Here is a 19999-nt window from a genome sequence, read left to right on the forward strand (position 1 = left end):
ATGAGCACCAATCCAATCAGCGCCATCCGCTCGGACGGCTTCTTCACCACCGCGCTTGCCGATGCCGATCCCGCCGTATTCGCGGGCGTCGCGCACGAGCTGGAGCGCGAGCAGTATCAGATCGAGCTGATCGCCAGCGAGAATATCGTGTCGAAGGCGGTGCTGGAGGCCCAGGGCAGCGTCTTCACCAACAAATATGCCGAGGGCTATCCCGGCAAGCGCTATTATCAGGGCTGCCACCCCTCGGACGAAGTCGAGCAGCTCGCGATCGACCGCGCCAAGCAGCTGTTCAACTGCGGCTTCGCCAACGTCCAGCCGCATTCGGGCGCACAGGCCAATGGTGCGGTGATGCTTGCGCTGACCAAGCCCGGCGATACGATCATGGGCCTCAGCCTCGACTCGGGCGGTCACCTGACCCACGGCGCCAGGGCGGCGATGAGCGGCAAGTGGTTCAACGCGGTCCAGTACGGCGTCGATCCGGTTACCCACCTGATCGACTTCGACGAGGTCGCGGCCAAGGCGCGGGAACATCAGCCCAAGCTGATCATCGCCGGCGGATCGGCCTATCCGCGCCATATCGACTTCGCCAAGTTCCGCGCGATCGCGGATGAGGTCGGCGCGCTGTTCATGGTCGACATGGCGCATTTCGCGGGGCTCGTCGCCGGCGGCGTCCACCCGACCCCGTTCGGCCACGCGCATGTCGTCACCACCACCACGCACAAGACGCTGCGCGGCCGCGCGGCGGCATGATCATGACCGATGACGAAGCCATCGCGAAGAAGATCAACTCGGCGGTGTTCCCCGGCCTGCAGGGCGGCCCGCTGATGCACGTGATCGCCGCCAAGGCGGTCGCGTTTGGCGAAGCGCTGCGCCCCGAGTTCAAGAGCTATGCCGCCGCGGTGGTCGAAAATGCGAAGGTGCTCGCCGCGACGCTGACCGAGCGTGGCGCAGCGGTCGTCTCGGGCGGCACCGACACCCACCTCGCGCTGATCGACCTCACCCCGCTCGGCGTCACCGGCAAGGATGCGGACGAGGCGCTCGAACGCGCCGCGATCACCTGCAACAAGAACGGTATCCCCAACGATCCGCTCCCCCGGTCAAGACCAGCGGCATCCGCGTCGGATCGCCCGCCGGCACCACCCGCGGCTTCGGCCCGGCCGAATTCCGCGAGATCGGCAACATGGTCGCCGACGTGCTCGACGGCCTGCGGAACAAGGGCGAGGGCGGCGACCCCGAGGTCGAGGCGAATGTCCGTCAGCGCGTCCGCACCCTGTGCGAACGCTTCCCGATCTACCCGGAGGCGTGAGGATTGCGCTGCCCGTTCTGCGGACATGAAGCCTCACAGGTAAAGGATAGCCGCCCCACCGAAGACGGGGCGGCGATCCGTCGTCGGCGCCAGTGCGAGGCGTGCGCCGCCCGCTTCACGACGTTCGAACGCATCCAGCTGCGCGAACTGTTCGTGCTCAAGTCCGAGGACAAGCGCGAGCCGTTCGACCGCGACAAGCTGATCCGGTCGGTCTCGCTCGCGTGCCGCAAGCGGCCGATCGACGCCAATCAGGTCGAAAAGCTCGTCTCGGGCATCCAGCGCCAGCTCGAGACTTTGGGCGACCCCGAAATCCCGTCGCAGCGCATCGGCGAGATGGTGATGGAGGGACTCAAGCACCTCGATTCGGTCGCCTATATCCGCTTCGCCAGCGTCTATCGCGATTTCCGCGAGGCCAGGGATTTCGAGGAATTCGCGAGCAATATCAGCGAGGTCGGGAAGCAGTGAACCCGGTCATCGTTCTGGTGCGGCCCCAGCTTGGCGAGAATATCGGCAAGGCGGCGCGCGCGATGCTCAATTTCGGGCTGACCGAAATGCGCCTGGTGACGCCGCGCGATGGCTGGCCCAATCCATCGGCGGGTCCGGCGGCGAGCGGCGCGGACATCGTGCTTGAAAAGGCGCAGATGTTCGACAGTGTCGCGGAGGCCGTCGCCGATTGCCCGCATGTTTATGCCACCACCGTGCGCAAGCGTGGGGTGACCAAGCCGGTGGTGAACCCGGCAGAGGCGGCGGCGGAAATCCACGCCGCGCCGGGTCGCAGCGCGATCCTGTTCGGTGCCGAGCGTTCGGGCCTCGCGACCGAAGACGTCAACCTCGCCCGCACGATCCTGACCGTGCCGATCAATCCTGAGTTCGGCTCGCTCAACCTTGCCCAGGCGGTGATCCTCGTCGCCTATGAATGGTCGAAGGCGCAAGGTCTCGCCCAGCCGCCGCGCACCGACCTCGACGTCCCGGCTCCGCAGGCCGAGTTGGAGGGACTGATCGGTCATTTCGAACGGCTTCTCGCCGACAGCGGCTATTATTACCCGCCCGAGCGCGTCGGCGTGACGCGGCTGACGCTGCGCAACCTGCTGACCAAGCCGGGCTGGACCGAACAGGAATTGCGCACGATGCGCGGCGTGCTGTCGGCGCTGGAGGGGAAGAAGCGCAGCCGCGCCTGACGGGTTGCAGCGCGTCAATGTCGCGGTACAAGGCGTTGATCTGTAGCAGGAGTTTGCCATGTTCGGCGCCATTATTCTCGCCCTGTTTGCCGCCGCCCCGATCGATGAGGCCAAGGCACCGGCACCCAAGCCGACCAAAGAGCCCAAGATCTGCCGCATTGACGAGGAAACCGGCAGTCGCATGGGCGTGCGCAAGATCTGCAAGACCGCGGCCGAATGGCGCGCGCTCGAGGATCCGACCGGCATGGTCGAGGAACGCAAGGAGCGTCGTCGGACCAAGCCCGATTGACTCGCCGCCACGCCGCAGCTAAGCGCGCGCCTTCGCAATCGGCCCTGCACTCCGGTGAAGCAGCGGCCCTGTGCGCATGCACAGGCGATACCAGGAATCGCGATCAGGCAGTTCGCTGCCGGGTCAACGTCGTAGCAATTGTTAGGAATTTATCATGTCGAAGCGCTCCAGCGCCAAGTACAAGCTCGACCGCCGGATGGGCGAGAACATCTGGGGTCGTCCCAAGTCGCCCGTCAACAAGCGTGAGTACGGCCCCGGCCAGCATGGTCAGCGTCGCAAGGGCAAGATGTCGGACTTCGGCATCCAGCTGCGCGCCAAGCAGAAGCTCAAGGGCTACTACGGCGACGTGACCGAGAAGCAGTTCAAGCGCGCCTATGAAGATGCGTCGCGCATGAAGGGCGATACCGGTCAGAACCTGATCGGCCTGCTCGAAATGCGCCTCGACATGATCGTCTATCGCGCCAAGTTCGCGCCGACGATCTTCGCCGCGCGCCAGCTGGTCAACCACGGCCACGTCAAGGTCAACGGCGAGAAGTGCAACATCGGTTCGCGCCGCATCAAGGTCGGCGAAACCGTCGAGCTGGGCAGCAAGGCGCGCGAGATGGCGCTGGTGATGGAAGCGCAGAGCCTGGCCGAGCGCGACATCCCCGACTACATCGCTCCGGATGGCGCGTCGAAGATCACCTTCACCCGCGTGCCCACCCTCGACGAGGTGCCCTATCCGGTGAAGATGGAACCGAATCTGGTCGTCGAATTCTACTCGCGCTAAGTTTCGGCGTCAGCTGAACAAGCAAAAGGGCGGTCCGCAAGGGCCGCCCTTTTTCGTTGTGTGGATCGTTCCGGATCGGGCCGGGGCGGAAGGGGCGCGACGCCGGCCCCTTCCGCCCTCGAATTCACTTCACCGGTGCCTTCAGGAACGCTGCCGTCTTGCGCAGCATCTGTTCGCGCACGGCGCTGTCCTCCAGATAATGGTCGAGGCCCGGATACTCGATCAGCTCGCTGGTGGCACCTGCGGCCTTCAGCTTGTCCTGCATCAGCCGCGCCTGGCCGATCGCGACATTCAGGTCCTGATCGCCATGGAACATCAGCACCGGTGCCTTGATCTTCGCGGCTTGCCGGGCGGGCGACCCTTCGATGACATGCGGTCCCGATCCCACGAAGCGCGACACCACGACATAGCTTGAATAACCCTCGTTGTCCGACTTGAGTTTTTCCAGATCGGTTACCGGGGCGATCGCCACCACCCGCTTGAACAGGTCGGGATCGACCACTGCCGATTGCAGCGCCGCATAGCCGCCATACGACCAGCCAAGGATGTTGAGCTGTGCCGGATCGGCGATCCCCTGCTTGACCAGCCAGCGCCCGGCATCGGACACATCGCCGATTGCAACCTTCCAGTCCTGGAATCCGTTGCGCTGGAACCAGGCATCGCCATAGCCCGCCGACCCGCGGAAATTGGGCTGCAGCACGGCAAAACCCTGGCTGGCATAGAATTGCGACAGCCAGTCGAAGCCCCAATAATCGCGTGCGCCTGGCCCGCCATGCGGCAGCACGATCGCAGGGATGTTCTTGCCGCTGCTGCCCGGCGGCAAAGTCAGATAGGCCGGGATCATCGTACCGTCGGCGGCGGGGTAGCTGATGTGCCGCATCGTCCCCATCGCGACATTTTCCAGCTCGGGGCGGGTCAGCATCACCTCGGACAATTGCTTGGTCGTGCGGTCGAACAGAAAATAGCGGCCCGGATCGGTATCGCTGCCGGCCCACACCAGCATCCGTTTCTCGTCCTCGCTCGAATCGACGATGTCGAGCAATGGCAGCTTGGGCAGCGCCCGGGCCAGCATCGTGCGCAGCGTCGCGACGTCCTTGTCGAAATAATGGACATGGCTCTTGTCGGTGGAATAGCTCACCCCGACCACGCGGCGGTTACGACCGATCCGGACCAGCCCATCGACATCGACTGCGGGGTGGGCATAGACGAGCGTCTCCGTCCCGCTCCCGTCCAGCGCCTTGCTGAACACCGCCAGCCGTCCGTTGTGGCGCTTGAAGCCATAGGCGATGTCCAGCGTCGGATCGACCGCCTGGGGCATGAATGCCGGATCGGTTTGGTCGGTCAGAATCGGTGCGGCTCAGCGCCTCCCATTGCTGCTTGTCCTTGCGGCGGAAGGAATAGAGGCGGGGGCCGGTCGAATAGCCGTCGCGCAGCACCACGCGCGCGATGATGCGGACATTGCCCCGCCCATCGGTGATGTAGCGGGTCACGTCCTCGGCGGGCCGCTCGACATTGCGCACCTTCATCGTGGTCACGTCGATCAGGTCGACGCCCACCCCGCGTCTGGTCTGCGCCAGCCGCGTGCCGGTATCATATTCGGGGACATAGCCGCGCATCATCAGCACGCTGCCGTCGGTCCCGGGGTTCCAGTCGATGACCGATCCGCCATAGCTGGTATCGCCCAGCAGTTCGCGTCCGGTACCCGGCTGTTCGATCACCCCGACATTCTTCCCGTCCGCGTCCATCGCGATCAGGCGCGAGACGGTCATCAACAGCGGATTGGCGATGATCCCCCAGGCGCTGCACAGCAGCCGCGTGTTGCTCGCCCAGCGGCAATAGCCGACGCGATCGGGCTTGCCGTCGGTGACCCCGACGCGCACCGGCGGGGCAGAGCCGTCGAGCTTTGCCACATAGACCGCCGATCCCCGGCCAGCATGGGGCGCGACATAGACGATGCGTGTCCCGTCGGGCGACAGGCTGACCTGACTCACCGATTCGCGCGCACCGAACGCCTTCGCGGCGTCGAAATTCTGCGCGGCAGCCGGAGACGCAGCCACGGCAAGCGCGGCCAGAATAATCGAAAATCGCATAATACCCCCTTTGCCGGGTCAGGCTATTGCCGGTTTGAGTATTCGGCAAGCCGGGTGATGGCAGCCGGAGATTGCGGCGATTGGCACGGCGCGGGCGCGTCGCACCCGCCGCTTGCCCCCGCTGCCGCCCCCTGCCAATAGTCCCCGCATCACAAGTATCTGTGGAGACGATGCCCCATGCGCCTCGCGTTGCTCGCCCTGCTGGGCCTTGCCGCCTGTTCGACCGCTTCCGACACCGCGACGGTGCCGGACGTCGCGCTGCCCGCCATGCCGATGGACCTGATGAAGGCGGCCACCCAGACGCTGTCGTCGGATGAGTTCGAAGGCCGCGCCCCCGGCACGCCGGGCGAGGAAAAGACGCTCGCCTATCTCGTCGACCAGTTCCAGAAGGCGGGGCTTCAGCCGGGCAACAACGGCAGCTGGTTTCAGGACGTGCCGCTGGTCGCGATCACTGCGCAGAATGTCTCGCCGCTGAGCTTCACCGGCGGCACCGCGCCGATCAGCCTGAAATACGGCTCCGAAATGGTCGTCAGCACCTATCGCGTCACGCCCAGGATCGCGGTCAAGGACAGCCCCGTCGTGTTCGTCGGATACGGCATCAACGCGCCGGAAAAGGGCTGGAACGACTATGCCGGGGTGGACGTGAAGGGGAAGACCGTCGTCATCCTCGTCAACGATCCCGACTGGGAGACTGCGGGGCTTCAGGGCGATTTCGGCGGCCAGGCGATGACTTATTACGGCCGCTGGACCTACAAGTACGAGGAAGCCGCGCGTCAGGGTGCCGCCGCCGCGATCATCGTCCACGACACCCAGCCCGCGGCCTATGGCTGGAATGTCGTCAGAATCGAGCTGGACCGGCGAGCAGCAGGTCGCCGACGCCGCCAACGGCCATATGGACCAGACCGCCGCCAATGGCTGGATCCAGCTCGACAAGGCCAAGGCGCTGTTTGCCAGCGCGGGCCAGGATTTCGACAAGCTGTCCGCCGCCGCGAAGGTCAAGGGCTTCAAGGCCGTGCCGCTGGGCGACGTCAAGGCATCGGTCAGCTTCGACAACAGCATCCGCAAACATGCGTCGAAGAATGTCATCGGCATCCTCCCCGGTGCCAAGCGGCCCGACGAATATGTCCTCTACACCGCGCACTGGGACCATCTCGGTCGCTGCCAGGCCGCGCCCGATGGCGACGACATCTGCAACGGCGCGATCGACAATGCCACCGGCACCGCCGCGCTGATCGCGATCGCAAAGGCGAACAAGGACGCCGGTGCGCCGGACCGCAGCCTCGTCTTCCTCGCCGTCACCGCCGAGGAATCGGGCCTGCTCGGCTCCAAATATTATGGCGACAACCCGGTCTATCCGCTCGCCAAGACCGTGGGCGGGGTGAACATCGACGCGATGAACCTGACGCCGCCTGCAAAGAATGTGGTCGTCATGGGCATGGGCAAGTCGGAACTCGACACCTATCTCAAGGCCGCGCTCGCCAAGCAGAACCGCATGGCCAATGCCGAACCGACCCCGGAAAAGGGATTCTACTATCGCTCCGACCATTTCATGCTCGCCAAGCATGGCGTGCCGATGCTCTATTTCGACGCGGGCGACGACCTGATCGAGGGCGGGCGCGACGCGGGCCGCGCCGCCGCCGCGGACTATGAGAAGAACAAGTACCACGGTCCGAAGGATGAGTTCGATCCCAACTGGAACTGGGCGGGCGCGGAAAAGGACCTGCAAATCTATTACGCGGTCGGCCGCATGCTCGCGATGAGCGCCGCCTGGCCCAACTGGGTCGAGGGCGACGAATTCCGTGCCGCCCGCGACAAATCCCGCGCAGGAGCCAAGTAAACACGTGACGACCCCGCACCTTCCCCCGAATGGGCACCGCACAAGGCGGTGTGGATCGGCTTTCCCAGCCATCCCGAACTCTGGGACTCGCTCGGCGCCGCGCGCGCCGAGGTCGCGGCCTTCGCCCGCGCGGTCCATGCCGATGGGGCGGGGGAACAGGTGCTGCTGGTCGCCGCCGATGACGAAGCGGCGGGGGCCGCATCCCTGCTCGTGGGCGATACCGCCAAGGTCGTGGTCGCCCCGTTCGGCGACATCTGGCTGCGCGACACGGGCGTGATCGTCGACGACAAGGGCGTTGGCCACGCCTTCGGCTTCAACGGCTGGGGCGGGAAATATGAATATGACGGCGACGAGGATATCGGCCGCCGCCTCGCCGCGAAGCGCCGGATCGACACGGTCGAGCATGATTGGATCCTCGAGGGCGGATCGATCGACTGGGACGGCACGGGCCTCGTCGTCACCACCGAACAGTGCTTGCTCAACCGCAACCGCAACCCCGGCCTGTCGCAATGGGAGGCGGAGCGGCGGCTGCGCGAGGATCTCGGCTTGGATCGCGTGCTGTGGCTCGGCAACGGCCTCGCCCACGATCACACCGACGGCCATGTCGACAATCTCGCCCGCTTCGTCGGCGAGAACCGCCTGGCGATCCCGGTGCCGGAGGAAAACGACCCCAACTGGCTGGTCTATGCCGACGCCAAACGCCGCGCCGAAGCCTTCGGGGTCGAGGTCGTCCCCATCCCCTCGCCCGGCCGCGTCATCCATGGCGATGAGGTGGTGCCGGCAAGCTACATGAACTTCTACATCGGCAACGCCGCGGTGGTCGTGCCCGTCTACGGCCAACCCAATGACCGCAAGGCGGTGGAAACGATCGGCGCGCTCTTCCCGGGCCGCGAGGCAGTGGGCTTGCGCGCGGACCATATCCTGACCGGCGGCGGGAGTTTCCACTGCATCTCGCAGCAGATTCCGAAGTGAACTCGGACGGCGGCCTTTACGCTGACTGGTGGTTCTGGGCGACGATCCTCCTAGGGCCCGCCATATTGGGTTTCGCTTTGGCGCAGCTTCGGATGCGTCGGACCCGGCGGGCGATGCTGGCAGCGCTGGCTGTGGCTCCGTTGACGATCTACACGACTGTCTTCTTGGCCGCACGGGTTGCTGATCCGTCTTGGTTCTCTTGGTATGTGGCCGGGCTCGCCTTGATCAGTGTCCCTACGATGCTGTGGGTCGGTGCTGCGCTGGTTGGCTATCGTGCCGGGCGCTCGCGTTTAGGCGATCCCCAACCCCGCTCGTCAGCCCGGCCTTGAGCCGGGCCAAGGCTTCTTCTTCGCGCTACGGGAGAGAAGAACAGCCCCGTCCCGGGTCAAGCCCGGGACGACGATGGTAGAGGGCGGCCTTCCCCACAATCGTCACCCCGGCCCCCGTGCCGGGGTCCACCCCGCCGCCAGCGCACCGCTCGCCGTCATGCCGATGCGCCCGCCGCCCGGTGGACCCCGGAACAAGTCCGGGGTGACGAAGGGAGGCCCACGCCCTAAATACCCCCGCATGACCCAGATCACCGTCGCCGCGCTCCAGCTCGCTTTCACCACCGACACGGCGCAGAACATCGCCAACGTCACCGACCTCGTGCGCGAGGCGGCAGGGAAGGGCGCGCAGGTCGTCCTCCCCCCGAATTGTTCGAAGGCGAATATTTCTGCCGGGTCGAGGACGAGGCGCTGTTCGCGACCGCCAGACCGCTCGCCAGCCACCCCGCCGTCACCGCGATGCAAAAACTCGCGGCGGAGCTGCAGATTCACATCCCGACCAGCTTCTTCGAGGCGGACGGGCCGCATTTCTACAACAGCCTCGCGATGATCGGACCCGACGGGAAGGTCGCGGGGGTCTATCGCAAGAGCCACATTCCCGACGGCCCCGGCTATGAAGAGAAATATTATTTCCGCCCCGGCAATACGGGGTTCAAGGTGTGGGACGGCCCCGCGGAGGACGCGGCGCTCGGCGTCGGCATCTGCTGGGACCAATGGTATCCCGAAACCGCGCGCACGATGATGCTGATGGGCGCGCAGCTGCTGTTCTACCCCACCGCGATCGGGTCGGAGCCCTATGACGCCGATCTCGACACCAGCCGCATGTGGCGCCGCGCGATGATCGGCCATGCCGTGTCCAACGTCGTCCCCGTCATCGCCTCTAACCGCATCGGCACCGAGGGCGACCAGCGCTTCTACGGCCACAGCTTCATCTGCGACGAATGGGGCGACATCCTTGCCGAATTCGGCGCGGAGGAAACCGGCGTCCTCACCGCCACGCTCGACCTCGACCGCGCGCGCAAGCACCGCGCCGGCATGGGCTTCTTCCGCGACCGCCGGCCGGAGCTGTACCGGCGCATGGTCGAGGACGTCTGATCAGTCGAAGCGGCGGCGTCTTTCTCTCCCCTCCCTGGAAGGGAGGGGTTGGGGTGGGTGCCGCCGAGGCACTCGGCGGCTGTCGCCAGAATATGCAGGGCCGCGCCATCGGGGTTCGCCAGCACGTCCGAATTCCACAGTCGGATGATGCGCCAGCCCTGGGTTTCCAGATACTGCGTCCGCCGCGCATCGGCGTCCAACGCATCCAGATGGTGGCTGCCGTCGAACTCGATGCCACGTCGTGCCTGTCGGCAGGCCAGGTCGATGATGAACGGCGCGACGACCAGCTGTCGCGTGAAGGCGGGGCGATAGCGCGCGATACGGTGCCAGATCGCTTTCTCTGCGGACGTCGGATTGTTGCGCAGCTCACGTGCCCTTCGGGTCAGCTCTGGGTCGATCCGGCGTCGCATGGGGTGAGCGTAGAATGGCGTGCTTCGCCCGCCAACCCACCCCCGACCCCTCCCTTTCAGGGAGGGGAGGCATGATGGGCCAGACTTCGCTGCTGTGGCCCCCAGAACCCGCTTTCCTACAGACCCTGATCAGGCATATCTCATCTGCCCCTTCGACACTCGGGGACAGCCACCATGCCCTTCGCTAACAGCCTGACACCCCGCCACCCGGCGTCGCGCAGCCGTCGCGCCGGTGTCGCGTTGCAGTCTCGAACCGGTCGCTTCACGGTCGCCTCAGCCGGAAACGCCATCGAAAACGTCAGCTTCGTCGGACGCTCACACCGTTCCGCGCAACTCGAGCGCCCGCGCGAACACCGCCTCGAACATCTCCGCCGTCAGCCGCCCGGTATTCTGGTTGTAGCGCGAGCAGTGATAGCTATCGATCAGCACCCGCCCATCCGGCATGCGATGTTCCGCCAGATGCCCGAAGCGGCACTTGGGCAGCTTGCCGCCGAGGATCTTGACCGCGCTCTGGTGCGCGATCTGGCCCAAAGCGATGAAGATGCGGGCATTGGGCAGCGCATCGACCTGCGCCTCGGCAAAGGGGCGACAGGTTCGTGCTTCCTCGGGCGTCGGCTTGTTCTCGGGCGGCAGGCATTTGACCGAATTGACGATGATCGCGCCGTTCAGCTGCAAGCCGTCATCGGCGCGGCTCTCATAGGTTCCGCTGGTGAACCCGAACTTGGCCAGCGTCGCGAACATCAGGTCGCCCGCGAAATCCCCGGTAAAGGGCCGCCCGGTCCGGTTCGCGCCATGCTTGCCGGGGGCCAGGCCGATAATGCCCAGCCAGCCTGTCGGATCGCCGAACGCCGGGACCGGCGCGTTCCACCAGTCGGGATACTCCGCCCGCAACTCCTGCCGCAGCGCGACGAGGCGCGGGCAGCGCGGGCAATCGCGGGGCGGCTCGGTATCGGGCAACGGGCTTGGCGGGATCATGCAGCCGGGATAGGCGGGGCAGGTGAGCGCCTCAACCCACCATTATGTCATTGCGCTGGGATCGAACCGGCGCGGCCGCCACGGCTCGCCGCGTCAGGAACTGGCGGCGGCGGTCGCGGCGATCGGCGGGGTGGTCGCGCGCTCCTCCGTGATCGAAACCGCCCCGCTCGGCCCCTCCCGCCGCCGCTTCGCCAATGCCGCGATCCTGATCCAGACCGCCGAATCTCCGACCGAACTGCTCGCCCGCCTCAAGCAGATCGAGCGCAGCTTCGGCCGCCGCCGCGGTCGTCGCTGGGACGCGCGGGTGATCGACCTCGACCTGATCCTCTGGTCGGGCGGCGCGTGGAGCAGCCCCGGCCTCACCGTCCCGCACCCGCTGTTCCGCCAGCGCGATTTCGTCCTGCACCCGCTCGCCAGCATCGTCCCCGAGTGGCGCGATCCGCTGACGGCGCGCACCATTCGCCAGCTTGCGGCCCGCCTCCCCGGTTGACCCGCCGCGTCCGCGCCCCTAGGTGCAGCGCCTGACCCAGCATGGGGGCCCTTAGCTCAGTCGGTAGAGCAACTGACTTTTAATCAGTAGGTCGATGGTTCGAATCCATCAGGGCTCACCAGTTCAGGCCGGCATCAGCCCCAGCCGCGCGACCGCCGCGAAATATCCCCGCATTGCATCCGCCGCCCGCGCCGACAGCATGATGTGCGCTCTACGCCGATCGCCGGGATCGGCCTCGCGCTCGAACAGCCCCGCATCGTGCATCGTCCCGATCCAGCGCAGCGCAGTGGTCGGCGGGACCGACGCGGCGATGCACAGGCTGGACACCGACACCCGGCCCCTTTCCAGCCGCGCGGCGTAAAGGTCGAGCAGCATGTCCCAGGCGGGATCGGCGAACAGCTCGGGCGCGAAATGCTGGTCGCGCAGCCGCCGAGCGCGGATCGTGGCGCGAACGGTGCGCGGATCGGGATCGGGGACTGCGCTCGGCTCCGCGCGAAAACTGGGACCGCGTTCGCGCAGTTCGCGTCGGACCGGGTCGGCGGCGAAATCGGACAATACGGCGGCGAGCCGCGCGACTTCCTCGTTGAGCAACCGCAACCGCTCCGTCTCGCGCTCACGCGTCGCGTCGTACAGTCGGGCACCCGGCGGCACCGTCGCCAGGGCCAGCGCGGCGGCATAGTCCGATGCGGCTGGATCGCACAGCAACATCGCGCCCGCATCCAGCAATACCGGCGCGGCGAGGTCGAGCGCGTCCCGATCGAGCAGGGCGACGATCCTGCAATCTCCGCCTCGCGCCCAGTCGACGATCCGCTCTGCACTCGCCGCCGCGCGATCGGGGGCGAGACCGACGCCGTCGATCAGGATCAGCTCGACGACGATCAGCGACTCGAGCGCCACCTCCAGTCCATCTGGAACGACTGTGCGCAACACCCGCGCTCCGCCTGCTGCGAGTGCTGTGGCATGCCGATCCTGCGCGGCAACCGGCGCGACGATCAGCGCGCGGGCGATGGCAGGTTCGGCAACCGGCATGGCGTCATTCATCGCAATCCCTCCGCTTTGCGCTGCAATGCGGATGTAATCGCGGGGCGAGGTGGCGCGTCAGCACAAGGTGGCTCCGATATCAACCGGCCTGCCGCCAGTTATCTCCAGAACGGATCAAGAACGCAAGGCCTCAGCCGAACACGTCCTCGGCGTCGTCCATTTCGTCCTGAAGCAGCAGCTTCGCGGCAGTAGCGACGCTCCCGCCGGTCAGCGCGACGCCAAGTCCTGCCACGATCGCCGTGCCGAGCGAGGACAGGATCATCACCGGACTGAACTGCGCATAGGATTGCGCCTGCGCCTCCGCCGCCAGGGCCACGGCCTCAGGGTTGCCTGCTGCACCCATCAGGTCGAAAAAATAGCTGCCCATGGTGAAGACCGAGACGGCGATGTTGAGGATCACCAGGATCAGCGTGATGACGAACGTCGCTCCGAACAGGCTCCAGAACCGCCCTCGACTGAGCGTCCACGCCTCGCCAATCACGATTTTCCCGCGGTACAATGTGAGCGGAAAGGCCAGCGAGAAGCGGACGATGAAGAAGATGAAGATCGCGAACACTGCGATCATGAGCAGGAAGCTCATCAGCACCGAACCCATCCCGGCTTCGGTGCTTGCCATGATGCCCACGCTGACAAGGCCGAACGCCATCGAAATACCGAACATCAGCACCATCCCGACAATAGCGAAGATGATGCACAACCCGATCAGGCGCAGCTCATCCATCCCCAACCGCAGAAAGGCGAGCCCGCCCGCGTCGGGCCGAAGCACGGCACGCATCGCCGCAGCGTAGAGCACGGTCGCGATCAGCAGGAAGACCGGGATCATCGCGAACATCGGCAGCATCGCCGCGAGCATCGCGCCGGGATCGGACGCCGCAGCGGGGTTCATCGCCGCTCCCATCATCGGCATCAATGTCAGCATGAACGCGATGTTGCAGGCCATATAGATGCCGATCCACACCGCGACGGCGACGAAACGCTCGCGCACCAGCCCGAACGCGCCCTCCAGAATCCGCCCGACACTCAGCATTGCTCATCCCCCCAAATGATTGCTGGGAGATGCTGTCCCGATCGCGCCCGGATATCAAGCGATTACGGGCGTCCGGAATCAGACACATTCAGTCGAGCGACTTGACGATCTCTTCCACCATCTTCTTCGCGTCGGCGAGCAGCATCATGGTGTTGTCCTGGTAGAAGACGTCGTTGTCGACACCGGCATAGCCGACCCCGCCCATGCTGCGCTTGATGAACAACACCGTCTTGGCCTTGTTCACGTCGAACACCGGCATGCCATAGATCGGCGAGGATTTATCGGTCTTCGCCGCCGGATTGACCACGTCGTTCGCGCCGATGATGAAGGCGACGTCGGTCTGGCTGAACTCGCTGTTGATGTCCTCCAGCTCGAACACCTCGTCATAGGGGACGTTGGCTTCGGCGAGCAGCACGTTCATGTGACCGGGCATACGGCCCGCGACCGGATGGATCGCGTATTTGACGCGGACGCCATGTTCCTTGAGCTTGTCGCCCATTTCGCGAAGGACGTGCTGAGCCTGCGCCACCGCCATGCCGTATCCCGGGACGATGATGACCTGTTCTGCCTGTTGCATCAGGAAGGCGGCGTCCTCGGCGGAGCCGCGCTTCCACGGACGATCGGTCTTGGCCGCAGCAGCGCCACCGCCGCTGTCGCCGCCGAAACCGCCCGCGATCACGCTGATGAAGCTGCGGTTCATCGCCTTGCACATGATGTAGCTGAGGATCGCGCCCGAGCTGCCGACCAGTGCGCCGGTAATGATCATCGCGGTGTTGCCGAGCGTGAAGCCCATCGCGGCGGCGGCCCAGCCCGAATAGCTGTTGAGCATCGACACCACGACCGGCATGTCGGCGCCGCCGATCGGGATGATCAGCAAGAAGCCGATGACGAAGGACAGGACCAGCACAGTCCAGAACACCCATTCGGGCGCGCGCAGCTCAATCGTCAGGAACGCGATCAGGCCGAGGATCGCGGCGAGCGTGCCGAGGTTGATGACATGGCGCCCGGGCAGCATGATCGGCGCGCCGCCCATGTTCCCGTTGAGCTTCAGGAACGCGATGACCGATCCGGAGAAGGTAATCGCACCGATCGCGACCCCCAGGCCGAGCTCGATCCGGCTGACCGGCAGGATCAGGCCGGCATTGGGCGATCCGGCGGGAAAGACGATGCCGAACGCTTCGGGGTTGAGATAGGCGGCGACGCCGACCAGCACCGCGGCAAGGCCGACGAGCGAGTGGAAGCCCGCCACCAGCTGCGGCATGTCGGTCATCTTGATCTTGCGCGCGACGATCCAGCCGAACCCGCCGCCGATCGCGATCGCTGCCAAAATCTCGATGAGCGTTGTTACATCAAGTTCGAACATCGTGCGGCCGATGCCGTCCGAAAGCGTCGGGGTATGCGTGACCAGCGTGGTCACCACCGCGATCAGCATGCCCGCCATGCCGAAACGGTTGCCGCGACGGCTAGTCGCGGGCGAGGACAGGCCGCGCAGCGCGACGATGAAACACACGCCTGCAATCAGATAGGCGAGCGCGACCCAGGGGTTCAGCGGAGCAACTTCATGCATCGGCTCAGCCCTTCTTCTTGTACATGGCGAGCATCCGCTCGGTCACGGCGAACCCGCCGAAGATATTGACGCTGGCCAGTGCCACCGCGATCAGCCCCAGCCATTTGGCGGTCGGGCTGCCGGCAGCGGCCGAAGCGATCAGCGCGCCGACGATGATGACGCTGGAAATCGCATTGGTGACCGCCATCAGCGGCGTGTGCAGCGCCGGGGTCACCGACCACACGACATAATAGCCGACGAAACACGCCAGCACGAAGATCGACAGGATCGAGATGAAGTCCATGTCAGCGCCCCCTTGCGCAAAAATCAGGCGAGCAGACGCTCGTTCACTACCTTGCCATCCTTGGTCAGCCGGATCGCGTCGCCGATCTCTTCATCGAGCACCGGCTTGCCAGATTCCTTGTCCCAGAAGGCCGAGAGAAAGTTGTAGAGGTTGCGCGCGAACAGCGCCGAGGCATCGCTCGCCAGCCGTGAGGACACGTTGCGGTGGCCGACGATCTTGACGCCGTGGCGCTCAACCACCTCACCCGCGACCGCGCCCTCGACATTGCCGCCGGCTTCGACCGCTAGGTCGACGATGACGCTGCCCGGCCGCATCGACGCGATCTGTGCGTCGGTGATGAGGCGCGGGGCCGGGCGGCCCGGGATCAGCGCAGTGGTGATGACGATGTCCTGCTTGGCGATGTGCGACGAGACCAGCTCGGCCTGCGCCGCCTTGTATTCGTCGCTCATCTCGGTGGCGTAACCGCCCGAGCCTTCGCCCTCGATCCCCGCGACATTTTCGACGAAGATCGGCTTGGCGCCGAGCGACTGGATCTGTTCCTTGGTGGCCGAGCGCACATCGGTTGCCGACACCTGCGCGCCGAGGCGGCGGGCGGTGGCGATCGCCTGAAGCCCGGCGACGCCGACGCCCATGACGAACACCTTGGCCGCGGACACGGTGCCTGCAGCCGTCATCATCATCGGGAAGATGCGGCCATATTCGGACGCGGCGTCGAGCACTGCCTTGTATCCCGCGAGGTTCGACTGGGAGGAGAGGATGTCCATCGACTGCGCGCGTGTAATGCGCGGCATGAACTCCATCGCCAGCGCCTCGATCCCCAGCGCCGCATAAGCATCGACGCGGGCGCGCTCACCGAACGGGTTGAGGCCAGCCGCCAGCCAAGCACCGGGCTTGATCCCCGCCAGCGTCGCTGGATCGGGACCCTGCACGCCCAGCACGATATCGGCATCGGCCAGCACCTGCGCGCGTGAACCGATGGTCGCGCCCGCAGCTTCGAAGCTTGCATCGGATAGGAAACCGGTGTCACCCGCCCCGAGTTCGACTGCGACAGCAGCACCCAGCGAGACGAATTTCTTGACGGTTTCCGGCGTCGCGGAGACCCGCCGCTCACCGGCGGCGGTCTCCTTGAGGACCGCGATCTTCACGTCAGGCGATCAGCCAGACGACGATCGCGGCGAGGATCACGGAAATGATCGTGCCGACCTTCAACAGGCGCATGAACCCGCCATAGGTCGCTTCATGTGCCTTCATGTCACCGCTCTGGGCCATGCGTCTTCCCCTAAACACGCTTCGTTGCGGCCCGTCTTAGACAGCGCTCGCCCGCCCCTCAACCCCTGTGCGCTTTAGGCAGCCTTAAGCCCGTCTTTACCCGACCGTTCTATGCTGGGTGACCGAAGTTGGGACAGCCGGGACAGGCGGAGGACGCAAAGATGACGCGCAACGGACAGCGCCAGCTGATGCTGATCGACGAGGAACCGGCACAGCGCCGGTTGATCGCGGCCATCGCCGCGCGTCGCGGTTGGCGCACAATCTTTGCCAGCGACCATGAGACGGCGGTGGCGACATTGGGCACGCCCGACGGGATGGCGCTCGACGCGATTATCCTCGATCATTGGGCGCCCGATTTCGATGCGGCGTCGCTGATCGCCGAGCTGCGTCTCAACCGCCCGATGCTCCCGATCCTGCTGCTGACCGCAAATGGCTCGGTCGCGGCGGCGGTCAGCGCGATGCGCGCGGGTGCCACCGATTTCCTCGTCAAGCCGCTTGCCGCCGAACGGCTGCTCGCCGCGCTCGACTGTGCGGTCGGGGCCAAGGTTGGGGGCGAATTGCGCCCGCTGACCGAGAAGATGTCGGCACACCTCGCCTTCGACGAGATCGTCGGGTCCGCGCCGCAATTCCGCGCCGCGCTGGCGATCGCGGCCAAAGCGGCGCGCGCGCGTGTGCCCGTGCTGATCGAGGGCGAGAGCGGGGTGGGCAAGGAAGTGGTCGCCGAGGCGATCCACGCCGCTTCGCCGCGCCACACCAAGCCGGTTGTGCGCGTCAATTGCGGCGCGATCCCCGCCAACTTGGTCAGAATCCGAACTGTTCGGCCATGAAAAGGGCGCGTTCACCGGCGCCTTCGAACGCAAGATCGGCCGGTTTCAGGAGGCCGATGGCGGCACCATCTTCCTCGACGAGATTGGCGAGATGCCGCTGGAAGCACAGGTCAAGCTGCTCCGCGTCGTCCAGTCGGGCGAAGTCCAGCCGATCGGCGCGCGCCACGCCTCGCAGGTCGATGTCCGCGTCATCGCTGCGACCAACAAGACCTTGCTGACCGAGGTCGAGCAGGGGCGCTTCCGCGAGGACCTTTATTACCGGCTCAACGTCGTCCAGGTGACGATCCCGCCGCTGCGCGACCGCGCCGGCGATGTCGCGCCGCTCGCCCGCCATCTGCTCGCGCGGATCGCGGAGCAGCCGGGGCTGCGGCCGCTCGGCATTACCGACGACGCGCTGGCGTTGCTCGGCGGCTATGACTGGCCGGGCAATGTCCGCCAGCTCCAGAACGCTTTGTTCCGCGCGGCGGTGCTGTGCGACGGCGACGCGCTGACCCGCGCCGATTTCCCGCAGATCGCGCAGCTGGCCGGCGGACGTCCTGCGGGTGGCGCGCAGTCGCATGGCGGCGCGGCGCAGGGGGCTGGGGTCACCTTGTTCAAGCCCGACGGTAATCTGCGCGCGCTAGAGGAGATCGAGGCCGATGTCATCCGCCTCGCCATCGGCCATTATCGCGGGCGCATGACCGAAGTCGCCCGCCGGCTCGGTATCGGGCGCTCGACGCTCTACCGCAAGCTCGGCGAGCTGGGAATCGACCAGAACGCCGCGTAGCCTGTTGGGACACGGCACCGGCCCGCTCCCGCACCCGGCCACCCCGACGGTACACTCGGTGGGTAGTCGGGTGGGGGAGCAGGCCGGTCCCGCACCAAACAAAAGCGCCCTAGATCTCGTCGTCCTGGTGGCTTTGCTTGAGCCCCGGCAGCATGCGGTGGAACACCACATCCTCGTCGAAGAACTGGTGCTTGAGCGCCCCGCCGATATGCGCGGCGATCAGCGCGAGGGTCGCATAGACGACCAGTTCGTGCAGGTCGCCGAACATCGTGCGCAGCTCGACTGACTTGCCTACCGGCAGGTCGAACCACTGGATTACGCCGAACAACATGCCCGTACCGCGCGTGCCTGCGGATACTGCGGCCCACCCCAGCAGCGGTACTGCCAGCAGGAGGACATAGAACGCGATGTGCGTTGCGCGCGACGCGGCGCGTTCCCAGTTCGGCATCGTATCGGGGAAGCGCGGCCAGGGATGGGTGACTCGCCACGCGACCCGCACCAATGTCAGCAGCAGCACCGAAATGCCGATCGACTTGTGCCAGACGAACCAGGCGGGGTCGCTGTTCATGGCAATCGCGATGATCACGTTCGCCACCAGCAGCCCGGCGATCAGCCAGTGGAGCAGGATCGATATGTTCGAGTAACGGTCATAGGCCTCGCGCATCGCTACCTCCCAAACCAGGTTCGACTCTGTGGTCGTAACCATGGCATGCTACACCCATGAGAGACGGGTTTGAAGGGCGGACTGCGCTGGTGACCGGGGCGGCGTCCGGGATCGGGATGGCGGTCGCGCAATATCTGGCGGATGCGGGTGCGGCGCGGCTGATTCTGGTCGATCGTGACGCTGCTGCGCTGGAATCGCTGAGGGTCGCGGGCGAGGTGATTCGTGTCGCGGGCGATGTTTCCGATGAGTCGCTTTGGGATCGCGTCGATCTTGGCGCGCTCGATCATGCGGTGATCAATGCCGGGGTCGCCGGGGCGGGGCCGATCGCCTCGCTCGATTTCGCTGAGTGGCGGCGCATCCTGTCGGTCAATCTCGACGGCGCGTTCCTGACACTGCGGGCGGCGATGCGGGCGATGGAAGGGCGCGGAGGCAGCATCGTGCTGACCGCGTCGGCGGCGGGGATCAAGGCCGAGCCAGGGGTCGCCGCCTATGGCTGCTCGAAAGCTGCGCTGATCCACCTCGCCAAGGTCGCGGCGAAGGAGGGGGCGGCTGACGGCATCCGCGTCAACGCCATCGCGCCTGCCGGGGTCGAGACGGCCGTGTGGGATGCCGTGCCGATGTTCGCGGCGCGTGCGGCGGAAATCGGCCGCGATGCCGCCTTTGCCGAGTTGGCAGCGATGGCGACCCCGCTGGGTCGTTATGCCAAGGCGGAAGAGGTGGCGGCGCAGATCGGGTTCCTGCTCGGCGACCAAGGTGCGCTGATTACCGGTACGACGTTGCTTGCCGACGGCGGCTACACATTGTGAGGCTGGCGAAGC

Annotated in this window: 17 protein-coding genes, 1 tRNA gene and 6 pseudogenes; 12 read left to right on the plus strand and 12 right to left on the minus strand. The window is 65.9% G+C overall.

The genetic code is table 11. The annotated features are described in order from the left end of the window. The 5 genes and pseudogenes from glyA (at position 1) to rpsD (ending at position 3542) form a co-directional block, all read left to right on the plus strand. Positions 1-1306 (plus strand): annotated as a pseudogene (gene glyA, locus LRS08_RS10370) (serine hydroxymethyltransferase). Between the two features lie 3 nt (positions 1307-1309). After that, positions 1310-1771, plus strand: a complete 462-nt coding sequence (gene nrdR / locus LRS08_RS10375) for a transcriptional regulator NrdR (RefSeq protein ID WP_257843759.1) — start codon at positions 1310-1312, stop codon at positions 1769-1771. Further along, positions 1768-2484, plus strand: a complete 717-nt coding sequence (locus LRS08_RS10380) for an RNA methyltransferase (protein ID WP_257843758.1) — start codon at positions 1768-1770, stop codon at positions 2482-2484. The genes nrdR and LRS08_RS10380 overlap by 4 nt, the downstream gene beginning before the upstream one ends. A 58-nt stretch (positions 2485-2542) precedes the next feature. Continuing rightward, positions 2543-2773: a hypothetical protein gene (locus tag LRS08_RS10385; protein WP_257843757.1), complete on the plus strand. Its 231-nt coding sequence runs from the start codon at positions 2543-2545 to the stop codon at positions 2771-2773. Between the two features lie 154 nt (positions 2774-2927). Continuing rightward, positions 2928-3542 (plus strand): 30S ribosomal protein S4, encoded by a 615-nt coding sequence (gene rpsD / locus LRS08_RS10390; RefSeq protein WP_257843756.1) that lies wholly within the window; start codon positions 2928-2930, stop codon positions 3540-3542. Positions 3543-3666: 124 nt separating this feature from the next. Here the strand turns inward: rpsD and LRS08_RS10395 are convergent, their stop codons facing one another. Both LRS08_RS10395 and LRS08_RS10400 read right to left on the minus strand, forming a co-directional pair. Then, positions 3667-4614, minus strand: coding sequence for an alpha/beta fold hydrolase (locus LRS08_RS10395; protein ID WP_312026684.1), 948 nt, complete (start codon positions 4612-4614; stop codon positions 3667-3669). 82 nt (positions 4615-4696) lie between these two features. After that, the gene (locus tag LRS08_RS10400; protein WP_260480691.1) at positions 4697-5632 is read right to left on the minus strand and encodes a hypothetical protein; all 936 of its coding nucleotides are present in this window, start codon (positions 5630-5632) and stop codon (positions 4697-4699) included. A gap of 177 nt (positions 5633-5809) precedes the next feature. Here LRS08_RS10400 and LRS08_RS10405 point away from each other — a divergent pair. Together LRS08_RS10405 and LRS08_RS10410 are read left to right on the plus strand one after the other, a co-directional pair. Next, positions 5810-7469 (plus strand): annotated as a pseudogene (locus tag LRS08_RS10405) (M28 family metallopeptidase). Between the two features lie 18 nt (positions 7470-7487). Then, a pseudogene (locus tag LRS08_RS10410) lies at positions 7488-8441 on the plus strand (agmatine deiminase family protein); the annotation flags it as partial. A 431-nt stretch (positions 8442-8872) separates the two neighbouring features. Here LRS08_RS10410 and LRS08_RS10415 read toward each other — a convergent pair. Then, positions 8873-9082: a hypothetical protein gene (locus LRS08_RS10415; RefSeq protein WP_257845541.1), complete on the minus strand. Its 210-nt coding sequence runs from the start codon at positions 9080-9082 to the stop codon at positions 8873-8875. Between LRS08_RS10415 and aguB the strand changes: the two are divergent. Beyond that, positions 9009-9862, plus strand: a pseudogene (gene aguB, locus LRS08_RS10420) (N-carbamoylputrescine amidase). The gene LRS08_RS10415 and the pseudogene aguB sit on opposite strands and share 74 nt — an antisense overlap. Positions 9863-10005: 143 nt before the next feature. On the opposite strand, the pseudogene LRS08_RS10425 reads toward aguB, so the two are convergent. Both LRS08_RS10425 and LRS08_RS10430 read right to left on the minus strand, forming a co-directional pair. Beyond that, positions 10006-10272: pseudogene (locus LRS08_RS10425) on the minus strand (endonuclease domain-containing protein); the annotation flags it as partial. A gap of 315 nt (positions 10273-10587) precedes the next feature. Further along, on the minus strand, positions 10588-11247 hold the full coding sequence (locus LRS08_RS10430; protein ID WP_257843751.1) for a uracil-DNA glycosylase: 660 nt from the start codon (positions 11245-11247) through the stop codon (positions 10588-10590). A 22-nt stretch (positions 11248-11269) separates the two neighbouring features. Between LRS08_RS10430 and folK the strand changes: the two genes are divergently transcribed. Both folK and LRS08_RS10440 read left to right on the plus strand, forming a co-directional pair. After that, positions 11270-11737: a 2-amino-4-hydroxy-6-hydroxymethyldihydropteridine diphosphokinase gene (gene folK / locus LRS08_RS10435; RefSeq protein WP_257843750.1), complete on the plus strand. Its 468-nt coding sequence runs from the start codon at positions 11270-11272 to the stop codon at positions 11735-11737. A gap of 45 nt (positions 11738-11782) precedes the next feature. Further along, a tRNA-Lys gene (locus LRS08_RS10440) sits at positions 11783-11858 on the plus strand. Positions 11859-11860: 2 nt separating this feature from the next. Here LRS08_RS10440 and LRS08_RS10445 read toward each other — a convergent pair. The 6 genes from LRS08_RS10445 to LRS08_RS10470 form a co-directional block, all read right to left on the minus strand. Continuing rightward, positions 11861-12778: a hypothetical protein gene (locus tag LRS08_RS10445; protein ID WP_257843749.1), complete on the minus strand. Its 918-nt coding sequence runs from the start codon at positions 12776-12778 to the stop codon at positions 11861-11863. A gap of 130 nt (positions 12779-12908) precedes the next feature. Beyond that, positions 12909-13805 carry a hypothetical protein gene (locus LRS08_RS10450; protein ID WP_257843748.1) on the minus strand — a complete coding sequence of 299 codons (897 nt, stop codon included), beginning with the start codon at positions 13803-13805 and terminating at the stop codon, positions 12909-12911. Positions 13806-13893: 88 nt separating this feature from the next. Continuing rightward, positions 13894-15372, minus strand: coding sequence for an NAD(P)(+) transhydrogenase (Re/Si-specific) subunit beta (locus LRS08_RS10455; RefSeq protein ID WP_257843747.1), 1479 nt, complete (start codon positions 15370-15372; stop codon positions 13894-13896). Between the two features lie 4 nt (positions 15373-15376). Continuing rightward, positions 15377-15655, minus strand: coding sequence for an NAD(P) transhydrogenase subunit alpha (locus LRS08_RS10460; RefSeq protein ID WP_066579070.1), 279 nt, complete (start codon positions 15653-15655; stop codon positions 15377-15379). A 23-nt stretch (positions 15656-15678) separates the two neighbouring features. Continuing rightward, a complete protein-coding gene (locus LRS08_RS10465) occupies positions 15679-16800 on the minus strand; it encodes an NAD(P) transhydrogenase subunit alpha (RefSeq protein WP_257843744.1) in 1122 nt (373 codons plus the stop codon). Position 16801: 1 nt separating this feature from the next. Then, positions 16802-16924 carry an aa3-type cytochrome c oxidase subunit IV gene (locus tag LRS08_RS10470; protein ID WP_257843743.1) on the minus strand — a complete coding sequence of 41 codons (123 nt, stop codon included), beginning with the start codon at positions 16922-16924 and terminating at the stop codon, positions 16802-16804. 161 nt (positions 16925-17085) lie between these two features. On the opposite strand from LRS08_RS10470, the pseudogene LRS08_RS10475 reads away from it, so the two are divergent. Beyond that, positions 17086-18517: pseudogene (locus tag LRS08_RS10475) on the plus strand (sigma-54-dependent transcriptional regulator). A gap of 109 nt (positions 18518-18626) precedes the next feature. Here LRS08_RS10475 and LRS08_RS10480 read toward each other — a convergent pair. Beyond that, the gene (locus LRS08_RS10480) at positions 18627-19181 is read right to left on the minus strand and encodes a cytochrome b (protein ID WP_257843742.1); all 555 of its coding nucleotides are present in this window, start codon (positions 19179-19181) and stop codon (positions 18627-18629) included. A gap of 56 nt (positions 19182-19237) precedes the next feature. Between LRS08_RS10480 and LRS08_RS10485 the strand changes: the two genes are divergently transcribed. Continuing rightward, positions 19238-19987 (plus strand): SDR family NAD(P)-dependent oxidoreductase, encoded by a 750-nt coding sequence (locus tag LRS08_RS10485; RefSeq protein ID WP_257843740.1) that lies wholly within the window; start codon positions 19238-19240, stop codon positions 19985-19987. Positions 19988-19999: the final 12 nt, after the last annotated feature.

The sequence above is a fragment of the Sphingomonas sp. J315 genome, from assembly GCF_024666595.1.
GTDB lineage: Bacteria > Pseudomonadota > Alphaproteobacteria > Sphingomonadales > Sphingomonadaceae > Sphingomonas.